Raw genomic sequence first — 21,286 nt, 5'->3', positions numbered from 1 at the left:
GTTGAACTTGTGGGAACTGCATTCGCGTGGTTATTTCACACGCCCCGATCGTTTCTTCAACGGGAATGTTTCGGGTGACGTGGTTCAAGTAATCAAGCGCGCATGGTGGATGCCTAGGCGGCAGAAGGCGATGAAGGACGTTGTAGCATGCGATAAGCCTCGGGGAGCCTGCAAACTGGCTTTGATCCGGGGATTTCCGAATGGGGAAACCCGACCGTTTACGGTCATTGCGCACTGAATACATAGGTGCGTTAAAGCAAACCCGGGGAACTGAAACATCTAAGTACCCGGAGGAAAAGAAATCAACCGAGATTCCCCTAGTAGCGGCGAGCGAACGGGGAACAGCCCAGTTCACCATAATCACGCTGGAACCTAGCAAAACAGACTGGAAAGTCTGGCCATAGAAGGTGATAGCCCTGTATGCGAAAGGTATCGGCGTGTGGGTGACGAAGAGTAGGGCGGGGCACGTGCAACCTTGTCTGAACATGGGGGGCCCATCCTCCAAGGCTAAATACTCTCTGCCGACCGATAGTGAACCAGTACCGTGAGGGAAAGGTGAAAAGAACCCCGGTGAGGGGAGTGAAATAGAACCTGAAACCGTGTGCGTACAAGCAGTGGGAGCCTGGCCTTCGGGCTGGGTGACCGCGTACCTTTTGTATAATGGGTCAGTGAGTTACTTCTCGGTGGCAAGCTTAACCGTGTAGGGTAGGCGTAGGGAAACCGAGTCTTAAATGGGCGATTGAGTCGCCGGGAGTAGACCCGAAACCAGGCGAGCTATCCATGGCCAGGGTGAAGGTAGGGTAATGCCTGCTGGAGGCCCGAACCGGGTAATGTTGAAAAATTATCGGATGAGCTGTGGATAGGAGTGAAAGGCTAATCAAGCCTGGAGATAGCTGGTTCTCCCCGAAAGCTATTTAGGTAGCGCCTCGTGTATCACTACCGGGGGTAGAGCACTGTTTCGGCTAGGGGGTCATACCGATTTACCAAACCGATGCAAACTCCGAATACCGGTAAGTGCAGCACGGGAGACACACGGCGGGTGCTAAGGTTCGTCGTGGAGAGGGAAACAGCCCAGACCGCCAGCTAAGGTCCCCAAATTACGGCTAAGTGGTAAACGAAGTGGGAAGGCCCAGACAGCCAGGAGGTTGGCTTAGAAGCAGCCATCCTTTAAAGAAAGCGTAACAGCTCACTGGTCTAGTCGGCCTGCGCGGAAGATTTAACGGGGCTTAAGCCGTATACCGAAGCTGCGGCTCGATGCGTTCTTCGGAGCGTGTCGGGGGTAGGGGAGCGTTCTGTAAGCTAGTGAAGGTGCGTCGCGAGGCGTGCTGGAGGTATCAGAAGTGCGAATGCTGACATGAGTAACGATTATGCGGGTGAAAAACCCGCACGCCAGATGCCCAAGGTTTCCTGCGCAACGCTAATCGGCGCAGGGTGAGTCGGCCCCTAAGGCGAGACCGAAAGGTGTAGTCGATGGGAAACAGGTCAATATTCCTGTACCGGCCGTTACTGCGATGGGGTGACGGAGAAGGTTAGGCCTACCGGGCGTTGGTTGTCCCGGAGAAAGCAGGTAGGCGGGCGCTTTTGGAAAATCCGGAGCGCTGTTAACGCTGAGATGCAAGACCACCGGCATTGCCGGGAAGTGGCTTACACCATGCTTCCAGGAAAAACCTCTAAGCTTCAGGTAACGGGCGACCGTACCGCAAACCAACACAGGTGGGCAGGGAGAGAATCCTACGGCGTTTGAGAGAACTCGGGTGAAGGAACTAGGCAAATTGGTACCGTAACTTCGGGAGAAGGTACGCCTCTGACGGTGACGGGACTTGCTCCCCAAGCTGTCGGGGGCCGCAGTGACCAGGTGGCTGCGACTGTTTACTAAAAACACAGCACTCTGCTAACTCGCAAGAGGATGTATAGGGTGTGACGCCTGCCCGGTGCCGGAAGGTTAAGTGATCTTGTTAGCCCTTGGGCGAAGCTCGTGACCGAAGCCCCGGTAAACGGCGGCCGTAACTATAACGGTCCTAAGGTAGCGAAATTCCTTGTCGGGTAAGTTCCGACCTGCACGAATGGCGTAACGATGGCCACACTGTCTCCACCCGGGACTCAGTGAAATTGAAATTGCTGTGAAGATGCAGTGTACCCGCGGCTAGACGGAAAGACCCCGTGAACCTTTACTACAGCTTTGTACTGGATCTTGAACCAGCTTGTGTAGGATAGGTGGGAGGCTTTGAAGCGAGGACGCTAGTTCTCGTGGAGCCAGCCTTGAAATACCACCCTGGCTTGTTTGAGGTTCTAACCCAGGCCCGTTATCCGGGTCGGGGACAGTGCATGGTGGGTAGTTTGACTGGGGCGGTCTCCTCCCAAAGAGTAACGGAGGAGCACAAAGGTACCCTCAGCGCGGTCGGACATCGCGCATTGCGTGTAAAGGCAAAAGGGTGCTTGACTGCGAGACGTACAAGTCGAGCAGGGACGAAAGTCGGTCTTAGTGATCCGGTGGTTCTGTATGGAATGGCCATCGCTAAACGGATAAAAGGTACTCCGGGGATAACAGGCTGATTCCTCCCAAGAGTCCACATCGACGGAGGAGTTTGGCACCTCGATGTCGGCTCATCACATCCTGGGGCTGTAGCAGGTCCCAAGGGTATGGCTGTTCGCCATTTAAAGTGGTACGCGAGCTGGGTTTAGAACGTCGTGAGACAGTTCGGTCCCTATCTGCCGTGGGCGTTGGAAACTTGAGGGGAGCTTCTCCTAGTACGAGAGGACCGGAGTGGACGTACCTCTGGTGTTCCGGTTGTCACGCCAGTGGCATTGCCGGGTAGCTATGTACGGAAGGGATAACCGCTGAAAGCATCTAAGCGGGAAGCCCACCCCAAGATTAGGTTTCCCGGATCTTCGGATCCCTGAAGGGCCCTTGAAGACTACAAGGTTGATAGGCTGGGTGTGGAAGCGCGGTAACGCGTGAAGCTAACCAGTACTAATTGCCCGTGCGGCTTGAACCGCGTCACACCGAAGCATTCCCGCGTTCAACACGCAAACATTGCGGCCCGGCGAGCGCAGGGGCGGTTTGCCCCTAGCGGCGAGTTCGGGTTGGCTCAACGATGCATGGAACAATTCCTGGGCGCGTCCCGGCAAACCGGGACGCGCCACTTTTTCCGCCTGGTGGCGATAGCGGACGGGTCCCACCCGATTCCATTCCGAACTCGGAAGTGAAAACGTCCAGCGCCGATGGTAGTTCGGGGTTTCCCCGCGCGAGAGTAGGTCACCGCCAGGCATCTATTCAAGGCTGCGCGAAGCGGGGGCATAGCGCTCTCGCGCAGCGCACCGCCAAGGAGATGGCTCCTTGGCGCAACCACGGGAGGAGGCTTCAGCCAATGACCAGAAGCATCAGACTATTCGCGTCTGCGGGAATCGCGGCATTGATTGCCATCGCATACGACTCTCCGCCTTCATTTGCCCAGGAGCTTGCCCTGGAAGAGATCATCGTCACCGCGCGCAAGCGCGAAGAGAACCTGCAATCTCTGCCGCTGACGGTCACCGCGCTCACCAATGAAAACATTTACGACCGCGGCGTCAATGACATTCTCGACTTGGCGGACTATACGCCCGGGTTCTACACCGAAACGGTGGGCGGGCGCGACGCCAATCCTTATTTCCGCGGCCTGGTCGTGAACACGTCGGTGGTTGACCGCCAAAACTCCTCGGTGTTCGTGGACGGGTTTTTCGTTCTCGGCACGGCGGCCACCTTCGGCTTCAACAACATTGAACGGGTCGAAGTGATCAAGGGCCCGCAGTCGGCCCTGTTCGGCCGCGCCACCTTCGGCGGCGCCGTCAATTACATCACCAAGTCGCCGGGCGACGAGCTGGAATTCGACGCCATTTTCGATCTGGGCGAGCACAGCCGCTCCGATACGGCTGTGACAGTTTCCGGTCCGCTGTTCGGCACCGACACCTTGAAGGCCCTGGTGAGCGCCCGCTACTACGAGTTCGGCGGCGAGTGGACCAATGTCGCCGCTCTGGAGGACAACGCCACGGTCGGCGACGAGAGGACCCAAGCCATATCGGGCAAGTTGCTTTGGGAGCCCAACGACCAACTCACCGTCACGCTGTTCGGCTCGTGGGCGGAAGACGATGACGGCGCACCGCCAACGCTCAGCCTGCCGGAGTCGCTGGACAACTGCCTGTTCTACAACTCCAGCATACCCCTGGGCTACATATGCGGCGAGCTGCCGTCCGATCTGGACACCGTCGAGCAGAACAACAAACGGGTGGCCGAGCGTTTCGGGGAGCCTGTGGGCCAGCTCCAGACTACGCGCCGCTACACCGCGCAGTTGGATTACGTAACCCGCAACGACTGGACGTTCGAGCTGCGTGCCGGCTCTAATCAGCAAACCGTAGATACGATCCTGGACGCAAGTTACGATGACAGCATCGGCGTGCCCAACGGCCTTGGCGGCACGGGCGGATTGGTGTTCGGAAGTGTCGGACTTGTGGAGGCCAACAGGTCCTATCAGGGTTTCCAGGACATGAGCCTGGAGTTCAAGGTCAGGGCACCCGGGTCGGATCGCCTGACGGCTTTCGCGGGTGTGTCGTACTACGAGCACGATATCCTGGGCCGCAACCTGCGGCTGTCTCCCTCGCGCCCGTTTGGGCGGGCCGAGAGCTCTCGCCACATCGAGAACGTGTCCGTATTCGGCAGTGTGACTTACGACCTGAACGACCAGCTTTCCATGGGTCTGGACGTACGCTGGCAGGAGGACGATGTGCGGGAATCCACTGCGGAGTTCGACCCGCAGACGCCGCCCGAGGTTCCGGGGCTGGGCTCGAACGAGGATGTGGATGCGTTCCGGTTCGACACGGCGAGTTTCGAACGGGTGCTGCCGCGTTTCATCGTGGATTACAAACCCGACGAGGACATGACGCTCTACGGCGTAATTTCGCAGGGGAACAAGCCCGGCTTCTTCAACAACCGCGCGGTGGCGGGGAACCTCGGCGTGGAACCCACCGTGAAGGAAGAAACCATCTGGAACTACGAGTTGGGCGCCAAGACGCTGTGGATGGACGGCAGGGTGCTGCTCAATGCGGCGGTTTACTACCTGGACTGGTCGAATCAGCAGATCCGCCAGACGTTCCTGGACGCCCAGGGACAGGATTCGACCATTACCACCAATGCGGGCGAGACGGAGGTCTATGGAGTGGAGCTGGAAACCAGCTTTCTGGCAACGGAGAACTGGCTTTTCTCCGGGTCTATCGGTTACGCGGCTCCGGAGTACAAGTTCTTCGTGGAAGAAACCTTCGCGCCGCAGCTAGGTGTAGATCCCGACCTTGCCGGCAACGAGCCCTATCGCTATCCGGACTGGCAGATTCAGCTCTCGGCCGACTACAACAGGCCGGGCGCATTCAGCGGCTGGGATTTCTTCGCGCGCACCGATCTGAACATGATCGGAAAGCGCTGGTCGGAAATCTACAACCTGTCCTACCTCGGCTGGGAATACAAGTGGAACTTGCGCACCGGGCTGCAGAGCGACAACTGGAAGCTCACGGCCTACGTCAACAACATCCTGGATGACCGCACTCTGGCCGGGTCGTTCCGTTTCCGCGATCTGCGCCGCTTCGCGCGCTTTGATCTGACCACGGGCGACTTCACATTCCCGTATGCCCAGTTGGCCAACCTTAACCGCGGGCGGCACTTTGGCGTAAACCTGAGTTACAGCTTCTGACCGGCAAGCGGCGTCGAGTGGATGGCCGGCGTCGCGAATCGGGCGGGGGATCGCAAGGGAGTGCGCCGAAGCGACATTGCGCGGGCGAAAGCTTGCGTTCTGGACTACTTCCACGCGTTCGAGAGTGCCCGCCCGGGCCGGATTGGTGACGTAATCACCAAGTATGCCCACGACGGGCTGACTTTCCGCGGCGTGCATCCGTTCAATGAAATCGAGGGTGCGTCGGCAATTTCCGAGACGGTGTGGGAGCCCTTGCGGGCAGCGTTTCCGCGCATGCAGCGGCGCCAGGAGATATTCATGGCGGGCCCCAACGGGCTCGACGGAACTCTTTGGGTCACCAGCATGGGCAAGTTCTTCGGCTTGTTCGACAATCACTGGCTGGGCATCCCTTCCACCGGCAAGGTCGCCATGCTGCCCTACTGCGAGTTCTTTCGCATCGAGGGGGGCAAGATCGCCGAAACTGCGCTGTTTTGCGACATCGTCAGCTTGATGCAGCAGGCCGGGCTCAATCCCCTGCCGATGCAGACCGGCTCCCCCGTCCTGCATCCGCCACCCCGCACCCAGGACGGCATCCTGCTGGAGCCTCAAGACGAGGCGGATTCCAGAAAAACCCTGCAACTCATACTGCGTATGTGCGACGATCTCGTGGACAAGGACGGCTTCCAGTCGCCCAATGCCTCGCTTGCTTCCACGTGGCATGAGGACATGATCTGGTTCGGCCCGGCCGGCATAGGTTCCACCTACACCATTGCGCGCTACCAGGTTCAGCACCAAGGGCCCTTCCGCGAGGGTTTGAACGACATCGTGTTCAATGGTCATGTCCTGGAGCACGCCGAGGGCTGCTATGGCGGCTGGTTCGGCTGGCCCAATCTGGAGCTCAAGCAGGGCGCTGGCTTCATGGGCCTGCCGGCCTCGGATCGTCCCACCGAGATGCGTGTGGTGGACATCTACCGGCGCGACGGTGACAAGCTGGCCGAGAACTGGGTATTCATCGACATGCTGCACTACCTTCTGCCGCTGGGCGTGGACTTGCTGGGCCGCGTCCGCTCAATCACCCGCACCTGAATGGGCATCGCCACCGGGACCACGCTGCGCAACAAGCAGCGCTACGCCGAGCTTGTTGCCGACTATGCGTACGGCGATCCAGTGCGCGTGCGATCCGCGCTGCGCACATTCCTGCACCCGCAAGCAACGGTCAACGTGGTGCAACCCATCAACCGGGTGGATGGCGCCGAACAGTTTATCGAGCGCGTGGTGAAACCCCTTTCGCATTCCTTTCGCTACCTGCATCGGCGCAGCGACATGCTTTTCGGGGGCGAACGCCAAGGGTCCGAGTGGGTGGTCAGTCACGGCCACTACATGGGCGAATTCGTTGAAGACTGGATGGGCATCCCGGCGCACGGCCAAGCCACCTGGCTGCACTATGCGGAATTCCATCGCATGGAGGCGGGCCGTTCGGTAGAGAGCTACCTCTATTGGGACATGCTGGATCTCTTGCGGCAGCTCGGGAGTTGGCCGCTGCCGCCCAGCATGGGGCACGAGGGATTCGTTCCGGGGCCGGCCACCGGCGATGGAATGCTCCGTTCGGAGCAGGATCCGAACCAATCGCGGACGAGCCTCAAGACAGTCGAGGACATGCTTGCGGAACTATGGACGGAAGAGGAGGGCTGGAGGCCCTACTGGAGCCCCAATATGTGCTGGTACGGGCCGTCGGGATACGGCAGCTATTTCGGCATGGAGGGCTTTTGCCGGTTTCAATTGCCTTACGAAGGAGTCTTCGCGCCCGGCAGGTTCTCCAGCGCGTTTCGCAAATCCGGCGATGCGCAACTCGACGAGCGCGTAAAGGGGCATTACGCCCGCTTTGCGGATGGCGCGTACGTGGCCTGTGGAGGGTGGCCATCGCACGGCGGCTTCCTGGTGCGCCCGTGGCTGGGTGTGGAGGGCAAGGGGCAGATGTTCACCGTTCGCCTCTGTGACATCTGGCGGCGGAGTGGGGACGTCCTGGCCGAAAACTGGGTTCTCATCGACCTCGTGGATATGCTCCTGCAACTGGAATTCGATGTATTTCGGGAAGCCGGAATCGCGCTCAGGCTACCCTGAAGCGGGTCAGATCAACCCGTAAACCACCGCCAGCGCCACCACGCAGAAGGCGAAATAGACCAGCAGGAACCAGCTCGATCGGTCGATCTTGCCGGGAATCACGTACCAGCCGTCTTTCTTCTCGGGCAAGCCCTTGCGTGCGAACTCGGCCTTCTGACCCTGCACCGTCCAGAGCGAGTATTGCTTCTGGCGGCCATCCAGGAGCAGGCTTGCCAACAGCGAGACGCCAATGCTGACGACGCCTCCCAGCACGGCATACCAGGGCCAGGCCACGTCCAGGAAGGTTTCGACATACCAAAGCGCGGCGAATCCCGCCACCACGCCCGCAATTACGCCCTTTTGCGTCGCGTGCTTGGAGTAGAAGCCCAGCCCGAACATGGCCAGCTTCGAGCCCACCAGGAACACGCCGACCTTGCTCAGGATCTCCAGAACCGATATGTCGGCCCGCTGCGCCACGATAATGGCCGGCGCCACCGTCAGGACGCCCCACATCAGCGTGAACCAGCGCGATGCCCGCAGGTAGTGTTCTGGCGATGCGCCTTTCCTGAAAAATTTCTCGTAGAAGTCGAGCGTGGTGACGGTGGCCATCGAGTTGAGGCTCGAATCCAGACTGGACATCGCCGCCGCCACGATGGCCGCCGTAATCACGCCCATCAGGCCCGGCAGGCCTATGGTGTTTACGAAGTCCAGGACAATGCGGTTGTCGTTATCGAAATCCCTGCCGCCGTAGTAGCTGTAAAGAAGAATCCCGATCAGAAAGAAAACGACGTAAACGAGAAACGCTGCATAGCCCATGAAGGCATAGGCTTTCTTTGCGTCGCCCAACGTCCTGGCTGCCAGCGTGCGCTGGATCATCATCTGGTTCACTCCGTAAACCACGACGTGATACACCGACATGGCGATGACGCCGGTCCAGATGGTGGCGACTACCGATGGATCGAAGCTGTATTCGAACGGATTGGCCCTGCCCATTTCCTTCAGCCCCTGCAACGAGCCCAGGAAACCGTCGGGCAGCCCGCCGACCAGCATGACCATGACAACCGCCGCCCCAATGAACAGCACGGCGCTCTGGATCAGGTCGGTCCATATCACGGCAGAAATCCCGCCGAGCATCGTGTAGGTAACGGCAACCACCGCGATAACGAGAATGGCGTTGACCACATCCATGCCGGTGATGAGCTGCAGCACCAGCGCGGTGGTGTAGAGCATGATTCCGGAGTAGGCGATGTTGCCGAACAGGAATACGGCCGACATGAGCGTCCGCGAGGCCAGTCCGAAACGGCGCTCCAGGTAGTCGAAGATCGAGGCGACGCCGGTGTTGTAGAAGAATGGCAGGAATAGCGCGTTGACGATGAAGATAACGATCGGGTAGTTGATGTGGATGAAGATCACCGCGAAGCCGTCCTTGTACGACCAGGCCGGCCCGCCCAGGAACGTGATGGCGCCGAAATAGGTAGCCACCACGGACACGCCGATAACCCACCAGGGGGTTGTGCGCTGTCCCAGGTAGTAGTGCTGGGCGGTTTGAACGCGCTTGCTCAGGAAGGCGCCGAGCACCAGCGTGCCGGCCAGGTAAGCGCCGACAATCGTCCAGTTGAGCGCGCCGAATTCGATCATCCGCTAGCCCGCGTTCCGGTCTGGCCAGACATGCAAGTCTGCGCTTGGGCGCAAAAAAAGACCGGGCTCCGCCATGGCAGAACCCGGTCTTTCGAAAACGGCAAAGCGGACTAGTAGCGGTAGCCCACAGTAAGGCCCCACATCCGCGGGTTGGCGTAATCCGTTACCGCGAGGTCGCCGCCGAAGCGCGTCGCCTTGAGAAGGGTGGCTTCGTCTTCGATGTTGTTGACCCACAAGCGGGCGGTCCAGTCCTGACTGATGGAAACCCAGGTCAGGCTCAAGTCCGTCTTGGTGAACGCTTCCTGATTGCCGTAGAACCAGTTCGAGTCGTCCACCCGGTAGTCAGACGAATAGTAGAGGGTAATAGCCGGAATCAACGTGCCGGCTCCCGCCAGGTCCGCCGTGTAGCTGCCCAGCAGCGTGGCCGTGAAGTCGGGCGAGTTCTGCACCTGAAGACCGTCCAGTTGGAAGTGATTGTCCGTGCCTCTTATCGTTTGACCACCCTCCTGGTACACATTGGGCAAAACGAAGTCGCCATACTCGGCTTGCTGGACAGCCATCCTTGCGCCCAACTGCAACTGGTCGGTAACGGCCCAGTCCATTTCCACTTCCAGGCCTACAGCGTCGATAGCGCCGGAGTTGTCGGTGAAGGCCAGCGTGGTCACGCCGGTATCGACGAAGCGCGTCGAGAGCAGGTCTTCGAACTGGTTCATGTAAAGCGAGGCGTTGAGCCGCACTCGACCGTCCGCCAGCAAGCTCTTGGCGCCGGCTTCGTAGGCGGTGACCGTCTGCTCGTCGTACGAGTTCGTGCCCTGGAAAGCGCCCTGCTGGTTACCGGCCAGAAAGCCCGTGGACACGGTGAAATAGAGCATCGTGTCTTCGCTCGTATCAAGCTCCACGCCGGCCTTCCAGGTGACCTCGCTCCAGTCACCCTCGCCGTCGGGCACTTCCAGCACGGTAAACGAGTAGGTCGAAGTGTTGTTCGGGTCCTGGCCGTAAATCTGCCAGTCGCGCTCATCGCTCGTGTAGCGCACTCCGGCCAGCACGCGCGTGGCGTCGGTGACGGCATACGAAGCCTGTCCGTATCCCGCGGCGGATGAAGTATCGACCCGGATCTGGTTGGTCCATGTGGCGTGCGCGTTGATGTCCGGCGGGCTTACCGGCGTGTTGTCCACGACGGAAGCGAAGTCTTCCCAGAGAAATGCGTTGGTCATGTCTTCCTGCAGCAGGAACACGCCAACGACCCATTCCAGGGCGCCATCGGAGTTGGAGGTGAGCTGGAATTCCTGCATGTTGGTTTCGGACGTGATGTCGTTGCCGCAGGCCGTGGTCTGATAGGCGGACATGTCACAATCGGCCCAGCGATATTCCTCGTAGTCCATGTAGGCGACCGTTACCTTCAGGTCGGCGAAATCCAGCGCCCAGTTCAGATCGCCCGCCAGTGTAAGTTCGGAAAGGTCTCGCTCCGGCGGCGTGTCGTCGGCAATCCTGTAGGGGTCACCGGTCACCGGCGCGGCCGTATCAAGCCCAGGCGTCGCGACGAAATCAAATCCGGCGCCATAGCGTCCACAGGTGCCCGCGCATTCGTCGGAGCGCCCGATGCGCGGCCGCATGGTGCCGGACACGCCATTGGTCAGACCGGTGTTCAAATTTACCGGAACGCCCTCCGGATAGTAGCCGAAATGACCATTGCCGTTGGAATCGTCCTGCCAGCTCTCAACGCGGAACAGCAGGTCCATGGCGTCGCTGGGCGCAAACGAAAGCTGGCCGCGAAAGTAGGTCATATCGGCGTCCTTGAGGCCGCCGTCGTCGCCGATCGTGATGTTCTGCACGAACGGGTCGCGCGTTTCCGTCTTCAGCGCCAGGCGCACCGCGGAGTTGTCGCTCAAGGGCGCATTGAAAAAACCGTCGAAGCCGGCCAGCGAATAGTCGCCGCCGGACAGAGCGAAGCCGTAATCCGTGGCGGAAGGATCAGGCCGGTTGCTGATGACGTGAATCAGCCCGCCGAAGGAGTTGCGCCCGAACAGCGTGCCCTGCGGTCCGCGCAACACTTCGACGCGGTCCACATCCACAAAGCCTGCCAGGGCCTGCCCGTGGCGCGGACGGTAAAGGCCGTCGGTATAGAAGGAAATGGCGACATCGTTGGCTTCCACCTGCTGGGTGCGGGCGCCGCGCAATGCGGGCCGCGGGTCCGCGCCGGACATGCCTAACTGCAATCCCGGCGCCAGTATTTCCAGCCGGAACGAATCGGTGATGCCCAAGGCCTTCAATTCGTCGCCGGACACGGCGGTAACCGCCACCGATACGTCCTGCAGGCTCTGATCGCGCTTTTGCGCGGTGACCACGATTTCCTCCAGCGCGCCCTGCGCCTGCGCCGCGTTGACGGCGAATAATGCAGCAATCAGCGCAATCGGGCTGGTTGTCGGCAAAAACTTGGCCTTGGAATTCATAGGTTTTTCCCGGGAGTCCAAAAAAGGGGACTTACTATACACACCGACAGCAAACATGCAAAATAAGCGGCCCTGATTTACGGCCTCAGGCCAGCAAAACATGCCGAAAGAGAAGGCTTTGCAGAAGACTAAGGACGCGGAAACCGGACTGCCGCGGCTCACGAAAGCGCACATGCCGGCCGATTATTCCATTTCCCTGGCGCAATACACGCGGGGCGGCACGGATCGTTTTCTGGCCGCTGGGCGCGATGACATGCCGGCCCAGTCGATGCACGGTTTCGAACCGCAATACCGCAACATCATCGATTACATCGTTCGCATCACGCACCGCATCTGGGAAGAAAAGGACATCGGCTACATCTACGACACCTACGCCCACAACAGCCGCGTCTATGACGACTACGGCCTGCAATACGGGCGCGACAAGATCGTCGCCGACACCACGCACACGATCAACGCCTTCCCCAACATTCGCCTGGTGGCCGACGAAATCATCTGGGCCGGCAACGAGGAAGTCGGGTTTCATACCTCGCACCGCACGATCATCCAGGGCGACAACACCGGCTACAGCCGCTACGGTCCGCCGACGGGGAAGCGCGTTTCGCTCTGGTGTATCGCCAATTGCGTGTCGCGGGAAAACGAGATTTTCCTGGAGCATGTGCTCTACAACACCTCGGCCATGCTGCGCCAGATGGGTCTGGAGTTGAGCGACGTGGCGCGTCAGATGGCCGAGGGCGGCGCGTCGGCGCTGCCCGACGACTACACCGTTGCCGAAGCGGCCCGGCAACGCGGTCAGGACAAGCCCGCCTATCCGTCCGTGCCGTCAATCGCGGGCGAACTGGATGTCGAGGACTTTATTCGCAGTTTGTATCAGTGCGTCTGGAACCGGCGCATGCTGGGCACACTGCAAGGGCGCTATGCCGACAATATCGAGTTCAATGGCCCCACGGATCGCTCGTTCAGCGGTCTGGGGCCGTACCAGGCGTTCGTACTGTCGCTATTGGCGCAGTTTCCCGATCTGGCGCTCAACGTGGACGAGGTCTATTGGATGGGCAATCCCGAAGAAGGCTACCTGGCGTCAACCCGCTGGAATGCCTACGGCGCTCATCGGGGTCATGGGGTGTTCGGCCCGCCGACCGGCCGCGAAGTCCGCATTCGGGGAATCACCCAGCATCGCATAGAGGATGGGCGCATCACGGAGGAGTGGATGCTGTTCAACGAGCTTGACGTGATGATGCAATTGCTCGGCGCACCCGCCGCGGAGCAGACGGAGCTGGAAGACGAAGGGCCCTAATCTACCGGCACAGAACTGACCCGCAAACGGAGCGTGACTACGCATGAGCACTAGCTTGAGCGGCGACAAGCGCGCCGTGCATGAATTGATCGAGACCTGGCGCAGGCACGGCGTGCGCGCCTACGAACGGGAACTCGGTCAGCGCATGACCCCGGAAGCGGCCTGGCAAGGCCCGCATCCGATCAACCTGCTCGATGGACGCGATGCTTACCTCAAGGGCTTCCTGCATCCGCTCATGGCCTCTTTCCCGGACCTGGAGCGACGCGTTGACCTGCTGTTCGGTGGCGCCTGCGACGGCGCCCGCTGGATATGCACTACCGGCTACTACGTAGGCACCTTCGACGCCGACTGGCTGGGAATACCCGCCACCGGCAATCTTGCTTACTTGCGCTACGGCGAGTTCGTTCGCATGGAGCGAGGGCGGATTGCCGCCAGCTACGTGCTGCTCGACCTGCTCGACCTCATGCACCAGGCCGGCGTCTCCCTGCTGCCACCCTCGATTGCCGTTGACGGCGGTATCGTGCCGGGCCCCGCCACGCGCGACGGCGTAGTGCTTGAGGAGCAGAACCAGGCGCAGACGCAAGCGACGCTGAAGCTGGTGGACGACATGATCTTCGAAGGACTGCATCAGTACGATGGTCAGGACCTCGACACAATGCGACATCACCTGCACTGGCACCCGGACTTCATGTGGTACGGGCCGGCCGGAATCGGAACCACCCGCGGCATCCGTGGTTTCAAGGATTGGCACCAGACGCCGTTTCTGGACGCCTTGCCGGACCGCAAGGGCGGCACCCACGTGGCACGATTCGCCGACGGCTGCTATGCGGCTTCCACCGGCTGGTACAGTCTTTCGGCCACGCACACGGGCAGCCTTCTCTATGGTCTGGCGCCAACCGGCCGTAAAGTGGGCATGCGGGTCATGGACTTCTGGCGCCGCGAGGACAATCTGCTGCGCGAAAACTGGGTGTTGATCGACACCATCGAATACTGCCTGCAGCTAGGCTACGATCTTTTCGAGCGTCTGCGACTGCAGCGCGCCAGCCGCACGCCGCCGGGCAGCGGCTAGAGAGGACGAGATGATTCGCTATCTGAAAAAAGGCATGGAAGCCGACCAGCAGAGCGAGCGCGACGCGCGCGTTCAGTCGGCTGTAGAAACCATACTCGACGCTATCAGCGAGCATGGCGACGATGCCGTGCGGCGCTATTCCCGCCAGTTTGACGACTGGGCGCCGGACTCCTTCCGTCTGAGCCGGCAGGAGATCGATAGCTGTCATGCACGGCTCGACCCGCAAGCCATCGCCGACATCCGTTTCGCCCAGGAGCAAATTCGCAACTTCGCCCGCATTCAGCGCGAGGCGCTCGCAGATGTGGAGGTGGAAACACGCCCAGGCGTTGTGCTGGGTCACCGCAACATTCCGGTCGAGAGCGTCGGCTGTTACGTGCCGGGCGGCAAGTATCCGCTGGTGGCTTCCGCACACATGAGCGTGGTTACCGCCCGAGTCGCCGGGGTCGAGCGCGTGGCCGCGGCATCCCCGCCGTTTCAAGGAGCGCCCAACCCGGCGGTGGTGGTGGCCCTGGACTTGGCCGGCGCTGATGAAATCTATTGCCTGGGCGGCGTGCAAGCCATTGGCGCCATGGCGCTGGGAACCGCAGCGATACCCGCGGTGGACATGATCGTGGGGCCGGGCAATGCTTTCGTGGCCGAGGCCAAGCGGCAATTGTTCGGGCGCGTGGGCATTGATCTATTGGCCGGACCCACGGAAACGCTGGTGATCGCGGACGATTCCGTGGACGGTGAATTATGCGCGGCGGACCTGCTCGGACAGGCCGAGCACGGCCCCGATTCGCCGGCAATTCTGCTTACGAATTCCGAGGAGCTGGCGCAAGCCACCATGACGGAAGTCGAACGCCAGCTCGGCGTTCTGCCCACGGCGGATATTGCGGGGCGCGCCTGGCGCGACTACGGCCAGGTCATCTTGTGCAGTGACTACGAGGAAATGTTGGCCAAGGCCGACGAGATAGGCTCCGAGCACGTGCAGGTCATGACCCGCGACCCGCAGTATTTTCTCGACAACTTGCGCAACTACGGCGCTCTGTTCCTGGGGCCGGAAACCAATGTGTCCTATGGTGACAAGGTAATCGGCACCAACCATACCTTGCCCACGCGCCGTGCCTCGCGCTATACCGGCGGGCTGTGGGTGGGCAAGTTCATCAAGACCTGCACCTACCAGCGCATTACCGAGCAGGCTTCCGTGGAAATCGGCGAGTACTGTTCGCGTTTGTGCGCGCTGGAGGGGTTTGCCGGACACAAGGAACAGGCCGACATCCGCCTGCGCCGCTACGCCGGCCAGGACTAAACTGCGAACCCCCGGCTCGCGCGGAGACCCAAACATGCCGCACTCCACGGAACGCATTCTCACCACGCATGTAGGCAGCCTGCCTCGCTCCGAGGCAGTAACCGATATGGTGTTCGGCGAAGAAAAAGGCGAGCGGATGGAGCCGTCGGCGCGCCACGCCCTTTTGTCCGAAGCGGTGGACAGCGTGGTGGCGCGCCAGTGCGAAGCCGGCGTGGATGTCGTTTCCGACGGCGAAATGAGCAAGATCAGCTACGCTACCTACATCAAGGACCGCATTACGGGCTTTGCCGGCGACAGTCCCAGGCGCCCACCCGCCGACCTTGAGGAATTTCCCGGTTTTCTACAGCGCCAGGCCGCCAGCGGTGGGACGCCCAGCTACCGGCGCCCCGAATGCGTAGGCGAGATTCGCGTCAAGGACATGGACCCGCTGCGACAGGATCTCGCCAACTTCCGCGCCGCCATCGATCGTCACCGCCCCGCGGGCGCGTTCATGAACTCGGCCTCTCCGGGCGTCATCGCCCTGTTTCAGCCAAACCGGCACTACCCGAACCACGAGGCTTACCTATACGCTCTGGCCGACGCCATGCGTCCGGAATACGAGGCCATCGTTGCCGCGGGTTTCCTGCTGCAGCTCGACTCGCCCGATCTTGGGCTGGGACGCCACATGATGTTCAAGGGCCAGCCGGACGATGTGTATGTGCGCCAGGCCGAACTGCACGTGGAAGCGCTGAACCATGCTTTGCGGAACCTGCCCGCTGAACGGATGCGGTTGCACGTGTGCTGGGGAAACTACGAAGGTCCGCATCACCACGACGCGCCCATGGAAATGGTGCTGCCGATTGCGCTCAAGGCAAAGCCTCAGGCGCTTTTGTTCGAGGCCTCCAATCCGCGCCATGCCCACGAATGGCGCGTGTTCGCCGAGGCCGATCTGCCTGGCGACAAAATCCTGGTTCCCGGGGTGCTCGATTCCACCACCAATTTTGTCGAGCATCCCGAATTGGTGGCCGAGCGCATCTGTCGCTTTGCCGATATCGTCGGACGCGAACGGGTAATGGCCGGCACGGACTGCGGATTCTCGACCTTCGCGGGCTTTGGCGCGGTGGACCCGGACATCGCCTATGCAAAGCTGGCTGCCATGGCCGCCGGCGCCGCCATTGCCAGCAAACGCCTTTGGCCCGCCGTCTGAGCGCGGTCTCTCATGGGGCCGGCGGATGCGATGCGGCGCCGCCGCATACGCTTCACTGGCACTAACTCGGAATAATGCAACTCACGGGTTCAGCGCTCCCGGCTAACCGTCCACCGTGAGAACGATCTTGCCGAAATGGTTGCGCTCGTCGATGAGTTGATGGGCTCTCGCTAGTTCCTGCAACGGCAGCACCGTCCCGACCGGGGCCTTGAAGACGCCGCTCGCGAACAAGGGCAGAGCCACTTCACGAAAGCGGGGCATGGTGTAGCTCAGGAAACGCTCGCTGGTGGAGATGCTCATGCTAAGCAGCGCCAGGTTTCTCACCCCGATATTCAGATTGAAGCAGACCTGACGCCCGCCGGTGCTGCCGTACATGACTATCTTGCCGTCCATCCCCATGGCGTCCAGCAGCGCCTCCGCTGTTTCCTCGCCTATCGTCATCAGACCGATGTCCACGCCGCGGCCATCGGTGTCACGCCCGACCCGCACCGGAATGTTGTCGCGCTTGTAGTTGTAGACCGCGTCGGCGCCCCATTGACGAGCGATTTCCAGCTTGGGGTCGCGGCTGGCAGTGCCTGCCACCCAGCAGCCGGCCCATTTCGCAATCTGCAACGCCGCGCTTCCTACCCCGGAGGCAACGGCTTCTATGAGCACCCGCTGCCCTTCCCGAATCCCGGCCACCGCGTCCAGCGCGTGCCATGCGGTGAGCCAGCTCACCGGGATTGCGGCCCCCTCCACGAACGACAAGTTTTGCGGCAATGGCATGAGGTGATCGGCGTCGAACAGGACCGCCTCCGCGTGCGACCCCCGGGCGCGGCCGAATACCCGGTCGCCGGGATTGAATTCCGTAACTTGCTCACCGCATTCGGCAACTACACCGGCGCCTTCCATTCCCATGATGAAAGGCAGTTCCTGTCCCGAGTAGGTTCCGGCGCGCATTCGGGTTTCCGCGAAATTCACCCCGGATGCCTTCACATGCACAAGCACTTGCCTTGGCCCCGGCTGCAAGGCGCCGAGTTCGCGCCACTGCATAACGTCGGTGCCGCCGAACGTGTCAACTTTGAATCCGCGCATCGAAACCTCCGTTTGTATATATCGCCTGGCCGAAGCCAACTCACCTTTCGCATCAGTTTCCGGCAACCGGAAAGCGCAAACGCTTAACCGCCATGGCGCAGGATTTGCTCCATCAGCGACAGCCGGTCGAATACTGTCCACTCGCGCGCTATGCGGGAACCCGTAAGCCACCAGTGCGTTATACCCATCACGAACAGCGGCGCACCGCTTGCCGGCAGGCGCTCGAATGTACCGCAATGCTCGGCTGCCGCCGTCCAGCGCGCCGCCAGCGTGAACCCATCGGCGCCGCGCGCTTCGACTGCGGCGTGATCGACGCTTAAACGCAACACGCGCAACGCTTGCCGCAGTGCGGCGTAGTGCGCCAGTATCGCTTGCCTGCCGCCAATGTCTGTTCGCGAGTCGCTCAAGACGGCGTAGGGCGCATACACTGCGGCGGGAACGGCGGAAACGTCCTGCAAGGTTCCGGAGAGAACCGCTTCGGCATATTTGGTGGGGTCAGCTTGCAGAGCGGGAGCGTCGTGGCGCGCTTTGATTTTCGGGCCGGCGATTACCCGCCGTCTTTCGCCGGCAAGCCACTCCAGGTGTTCATCCGGGTGAGTTTTGACGGCCTCCCGCCGCGCTACCGCGAGCGGGTCCAGGTCGAGCTGCCGCACCAGGTCGAGGTTGTCCCGTGTCAGCCATTCCTTGTGGATCATCCCGTCGCGCACCACGCAATCGGCGAAAACATGCGTGGTGAGCCGCCCGCCCGTGGCCGGCCCGTACGCATTCGCGCCGAGGCTGGTCATCGGGCTGCGGATGCGGTGCGAGGACAGCCATGTACCTCCGTCCAGCGGACTGCACACGACTTCTTCGCCAATAACCAACCGGTCGGGGAAAGCGGCTTGCATGGCGCGTGTATTGGCGGTCACTTCCGCCGCGCCGCGCATGATTCCGCCCAAGGCATGAATCCGCGCTTCCGGGGCGTAGTAGCGCAGCACCTTGTCGGGGTTGCCATCCTCCCAGATCTCACGGGTGATGCGGAGTATGTAGTCGGTTACTTCGGCGGCGCCTGCGCTTCTGGTCACTTCCTGCCTCGCATGATTTCCGGAAATGAAGCGCTTTAGGCTATCTGGAGAACAATAGTCTCCACCCAGCCCGCAAGGACCGCGCCGCCCGAACGGCGGGCGGCGCGAGAATTGGTTCTGGCGACCTACTCGCTCCGTGTGCCGGATCCTGTGTCCGTGTGTAGCAGATGGCTCAATGCTACCCAACAACATCCGGCGACAGACAGGCCCACTAAAGCCAGCAAGATGAAGTAATCGTCGGGAACCCAGTTGGCCATCGGGTCTTCCATACGCGCAAGCGCCCACCTAATGGTATTCAGCAAGGGAACCCACAACCACATGGTCAACACCAGACCTGATATCAATTTGGAAGTAGTGTTCATGGCATTCTCCCACATATCCCTCGTACCATACTGTCGAGTAGCGATCACCGCGTTACAGCCTCTGCAGAGGCATACGTAGCCATTGTGATGGCAAAACCTCGGTACGATCCTGTCATAATAACAGTTCTCGCGGCTGCGGCGGCGGCGGTGGTAGCGGGGCCGGCAGCCACTACGGCGGGGATAGCCGCACCCGCTAACCCAATAAACGTGGCCGCTCTAACGTGGCGATTGCAAGCTTGCCACTCCCTATAGGCTTCCTTTTTTAGAAATAACACATCGTTTTGACACTCGCCGTAACTACCGAGCCGGTAACTGCCGAAGGCACCGACCCGGCTGTACACCTCCCTGGCACTACCAAGAGTTACTATCGGATATCCTTGACAATTTTGCCCCCGGTAGCCGTTATATCCGGTACGTTCCGCGAGCCAATCGGCTACTCCTTGACCGTAAGCATGTGACTCTTCTGGAAACGCCAGTGCAGCCATTCCCAAAACTGCCATGGCGAAAAGCGCTTTCCCATAGCGATTCTTCTTGATTTTCTTCATATTGCCCTCTCGACTTGCGCCCGTGTTGATTGTCTTTTGCCGGCAAGATGCCGGGCCATGACAATCAACACTTCGAGGGTTTACGAAGCCCCGCCTATTCGCCAGGCAGCGGGGATCAGCCGCCGCCATCAATACCGGGCTTTTGCATTCGGCGGGCAGCCCGGCGAGGGCCGCCCCGAAGCATTGATTGTCAGAAATCAATAATAGCAGACAGTTTTTGTGCCCTCATGCGCTCGGCGGATGGCGTTACATCAAGCTTTAGATAATCCAAGCGAGAAATGACGAGGAACGAAGCAAAATAATGGACATGTTACCCTCCCGATCAAGTCTGGTATGCCGCCCGAGAGAAGGGGTGCTTCTGCCATTTTGAAAGCGGCGGCATGGTGGCGGGCCTGACGGCGTCAATTGGACATTCCTTGGCAAATCGGCTGTGCGTAGCGGAGGATAGATGCGGGCTTCGGACGGAGTGATGCCGGGGGAGATGCGCGCCCGCCTGGTCCGTTATGCGGAGTTGGTACCCTGCCGCACCGCGTTCATCGACACGCGCACGCCGGGCAGCGAGTTCAAGGAGAATTTCACCATCATCGGTCCGGGAGTGGCGGAGAACCCGGATCAGCACGTGCATATCCGCGAGCCGCATGGCTTCAATATCGGCGCCGCGCGGCAGCCGCCCGGCTGCGTGAACTCCCAGCACAGCCACGAGACGGCGGAAGTGTTCTGGATTCATGCCGGCCGCTGGCGCTTCATGACCGGCGAGCACGGAGAGGATGGCTCGGTGGTGCTGGAGCGCGGCGATGTCATTTCAATTCCGACTCGCGTGTTCAGGGGATTCGAGAACATCGGCGATAACGTGGGATTCATGTTCGCCGCGCTGGGCGGCGACGACCCCGGCCGCGTAACCTGGGCGCCCTACGTGTTCGACGAGGCGCGCAAGCATGGCCTGGTTCTGCTGGAGAGCGGCCGGCTGATCGATACGCAGGCCGGCGAGTCGATTCCCGCGGAAGCGCCCGTAATGCCCGCCACTACCGCGCAGCAGGCGGCATCGCTGGATCGCCTGGACAGCGCTGCGCTGGAGAACTGCGTGGTCCGCTATTCCGTGGGCGCCGGCCAGGCCGGGTCGGCGCTCGCGCTGGCAGCAGAAGGCGGCCGTGTTGAAGAAATGCCGATCATTGGCGGCGCCGACGAAGCGGAAGGTGTTGCGCAGGCGCCGCTTGCTTGGCGCCATGGCTTTCACCTCAGGCGTTTGGTATTCGAGCCTGGAGTCCGCCTGCCGCTTCACGCACGCCTGGAGGAGGAAGTATGGACGCTGCTCGCGGGCCGCTTGCGCATTCGCTGGGGCGGCCAGGCGTTGATGCTCGGTGCGGGTGACGTGCTTACTGTGCCCATCGGTCTTGCGCGGGAAATCGACAATCCCGGCGGTGATTCCGCGTTAGCCTTCGTGGTGCGCGGTGGAGACCAGCCTTCAGCAGCGCAATGGGTCTGACTTGTAAGCGTTGACCGCCGGCTGTTGAATCAGCAGT

The 21,286-nt window shown here is 60.9% G+C and carries 13 protein-coding genes and 2 rRNA genes; 10 read left to right on the top strand and 5 right to left on the bottom strand.

Going from position 1 to position 21,286, the window contains the following annotated elements; genetic code table 11:
- The first annotated feature begins 82 nt into the window (after positions 1-82).
- From ACWCOO_RS09885 to ACWCOO_RS09865, 5 genes are all read left to right on the top strand, one after another.
- Positions 83-2,996, top strand: a 23S ribosomal RNA gene (locus tag ACWCOO_RS09885).
- A 156-nt stretch (positions 2,997-3,152) separates the two neighbouring features.
- Positions 3,153-3,268 (top strand): 5S ribosomal RNA (rrf, locus tag ACWCOO_RS09880).
- 100 nt (positions 3,269-3,368) lie between these two features.
- Positions 3,369-5,714 carry a TonB-dependent receptor gene (locus ACWCOO_RS09875; protein ID WP_446830810.1) on the top strand — a complete coding sequence of 782 codons (2,346 nt, stop codon included), beginning with the start codon at positions 3,369-3,371 and terminating at the stop codon, positions 5,712-5,714.
- Between the two features lie 60 nt (positions 5,715-5,774).
- Complete coding sequence (locus tag ACWCOO_RS09870) at positions 5,775-6,779, top strand: ester cyclase (RefSeq protein ID WP_446830809.1); 1,005 nt, start codon at positions 5,775-5,777, stop codon at positions 6,777-6,779.
- Positions 6,780-7,814 (top strand): ester cyclase, encoded by a 1,035-nt coding sequence (locus ACWCOO_RS09865; RefSeq protein ID WP_446830808.1) that lies wholly within the window; start codon positions 6,780-6,782, stop codon positions 7,812-7,814.
- Positions 7,815-7,820: 6 nt separating this feature from the next.
- Here ACWCOO_RS09865 and ACWCOO_RS09860 read toward each other — a convergent pair whose 3' ends face one another.
- Together ACWCOO_RS09860 and ACWCOO_RS09855 are read right to left on the bottom strand one after the other, a co-directional pair.
- Complete coding sequence (locus tag ACWCOO_RS09860) at positions 7,821-9,431, bottom strand: sodium:solute symporter family transporter (RefSeq protein ID WP_446830807.1); 1,611 nt, start codon at positions 9,429-9,431, stop codon at positions 7,821-7,823.
- Between the two features lie 110 nt (positions 9,432-9,541).
- A complete protein-coding gene (locus ACWCOO_RS09855; protein WP_446830806.1) occupies positions 9,542-11,881 on the bottom strand; it encodes a TonB-dependent receptor in 2,340 nt (779 codons plus the stop codon).
- A 118-nt stretch (positions 11,882-11,999) separates the two neighbouring features.
- Here ACWCOO_RS09855 and ACWCOO_RS09850 point away from each other — a divergent pair, with 118 nt between their 5' ends.
- From ACWCOO_RS09850 to ACWCOO_RS09835, 4 genes are read left to right on the top strand one after another with little or no spacing between them, the layout of a single operon-like run.
- Positions 12,000-13,175 (top strand): ester cyclase, encoded by a 1,176-nt coding sequence (locus tag ACWCOO_RS09850; RefSeq protein WP_446830805.1) that lies wholly within the window; start codon positions 12,000-12,002, stop codon positions 13,173-13,175.
- 43 nt (positions 13,176-13,218) lie between these two features.
- Positions 13,219-14,244, top strand: a complete 1,026-nt coding sequence (locus ACWCOO_RS09845) for an ester cyclase (protein ID WP_446830804.1) — start codon at positions 13,219-13,221, stop codon at positions 14,242-14,244.
- A gap of 10 nt (positions 14,245-14,254) precedes the next feature.
- Positions 14,255-15,535, top strand: a complete 1,281-nt coding sequence (hisD, locus tag ACWCOO_RS09840; protein ID WP_446830803.1) for a histidinol dehydrogenase — start codon at positions 14,255-14,257, stop codon at positions 15,533-15,535.
- A 34-nt stretch (positions 15,536-15,569) separates the two neighbouring features.
- Positions 15,570-16,721: a cobalamin-independent methionine synthase II family protein gene (locus ACWCOO_RS09835; RefSeq protein WP_446830802.1), complete on the top strand. Its 1,152-nt coding sequence runs from the start codon at positions 15,570-15,572 to the stop codon at positions 16,719-16,721.
- A 102-nt stretch (positions 16,722-16,823) separates the two neighbouring features.
- On the opposite strand, the gene ACWCOO_RS09830 is transcribed toward ACWCOO_RS09835, so the two are convergent.
- The 3 genes from ACWCOO_RS09830 to ACWCOO_RS09820 form a co-directional block, all read right to left on the bottom strand.
- Positions 16,824-17,795 (bottom strand): quinone oxidoreductase family protein, encoded by a 972-nt coding sequence (locus ACWCOO_RS09830; RefSeq protein ID WP_446830801.1) that lies wholly within the window; start codon positions 17,793-17,795, stop codon positions 16,824-16,826.
- A gap of 83 nt (positions 17,796-17,878) precedes the next feature.
- The gene (locus tag ACWCOO_RS09825) at positions 17,879-18,859 is read right to left on the bottom strand and encodes an ester cyclase (RefSeq protein WP_446830800.1); all 981 of its coding nucleotides are present in this window, start codon (positions 18,857-18,859) and stop codon (positions 17,879-17,881) included.
- 406 nt (positions 18,860-19,265) lie between these two features.
- Complete coding sequence (locus ACWCOO_RS09820; protein ID WP_446830799.1) at positions 19,266-19,766, bottom strand: hypothetical protein; 501 nt, start codon at positions 19,764-19,766, stop codon at positions 19,266-19,268.
- Positions 19,767-20,214: 448 nt separating this feature from the next.
- Between ACWCOO_RS09820 and ACWCOO_RS09815 the strand changes: the two genes are divergently transcribed.
- The gene (locus tag ACWCOO_RS09815) at positions 20,215-21,249 is read left to right on the top strand and encodes a cupin domain-containing protein (protein WP_446830798.1); all 1,035 of its coding nucleotides are present in this window, start codon (positions 20,215-20,217) and stop codon (positions 21,247-21,249) included.
- The last annotated feature ends 37 nt before the right edge of the window (positions 21,250-21,286 follow it).

It is taken from the genome of Candidatus Foliamicus sp., assembly GCF_965221325.1.
Classification (GTDB): domain Bacteria; phylum Pseudomonadota; class Gammaproteobacteria; order Steroidobacterales; family Foliamicaceae; genus Foliamicus.
Note: the sequence above shows the minus strand (reverse complement) of the source record. Positions and strands in the feature narration are given on the sequence as shown.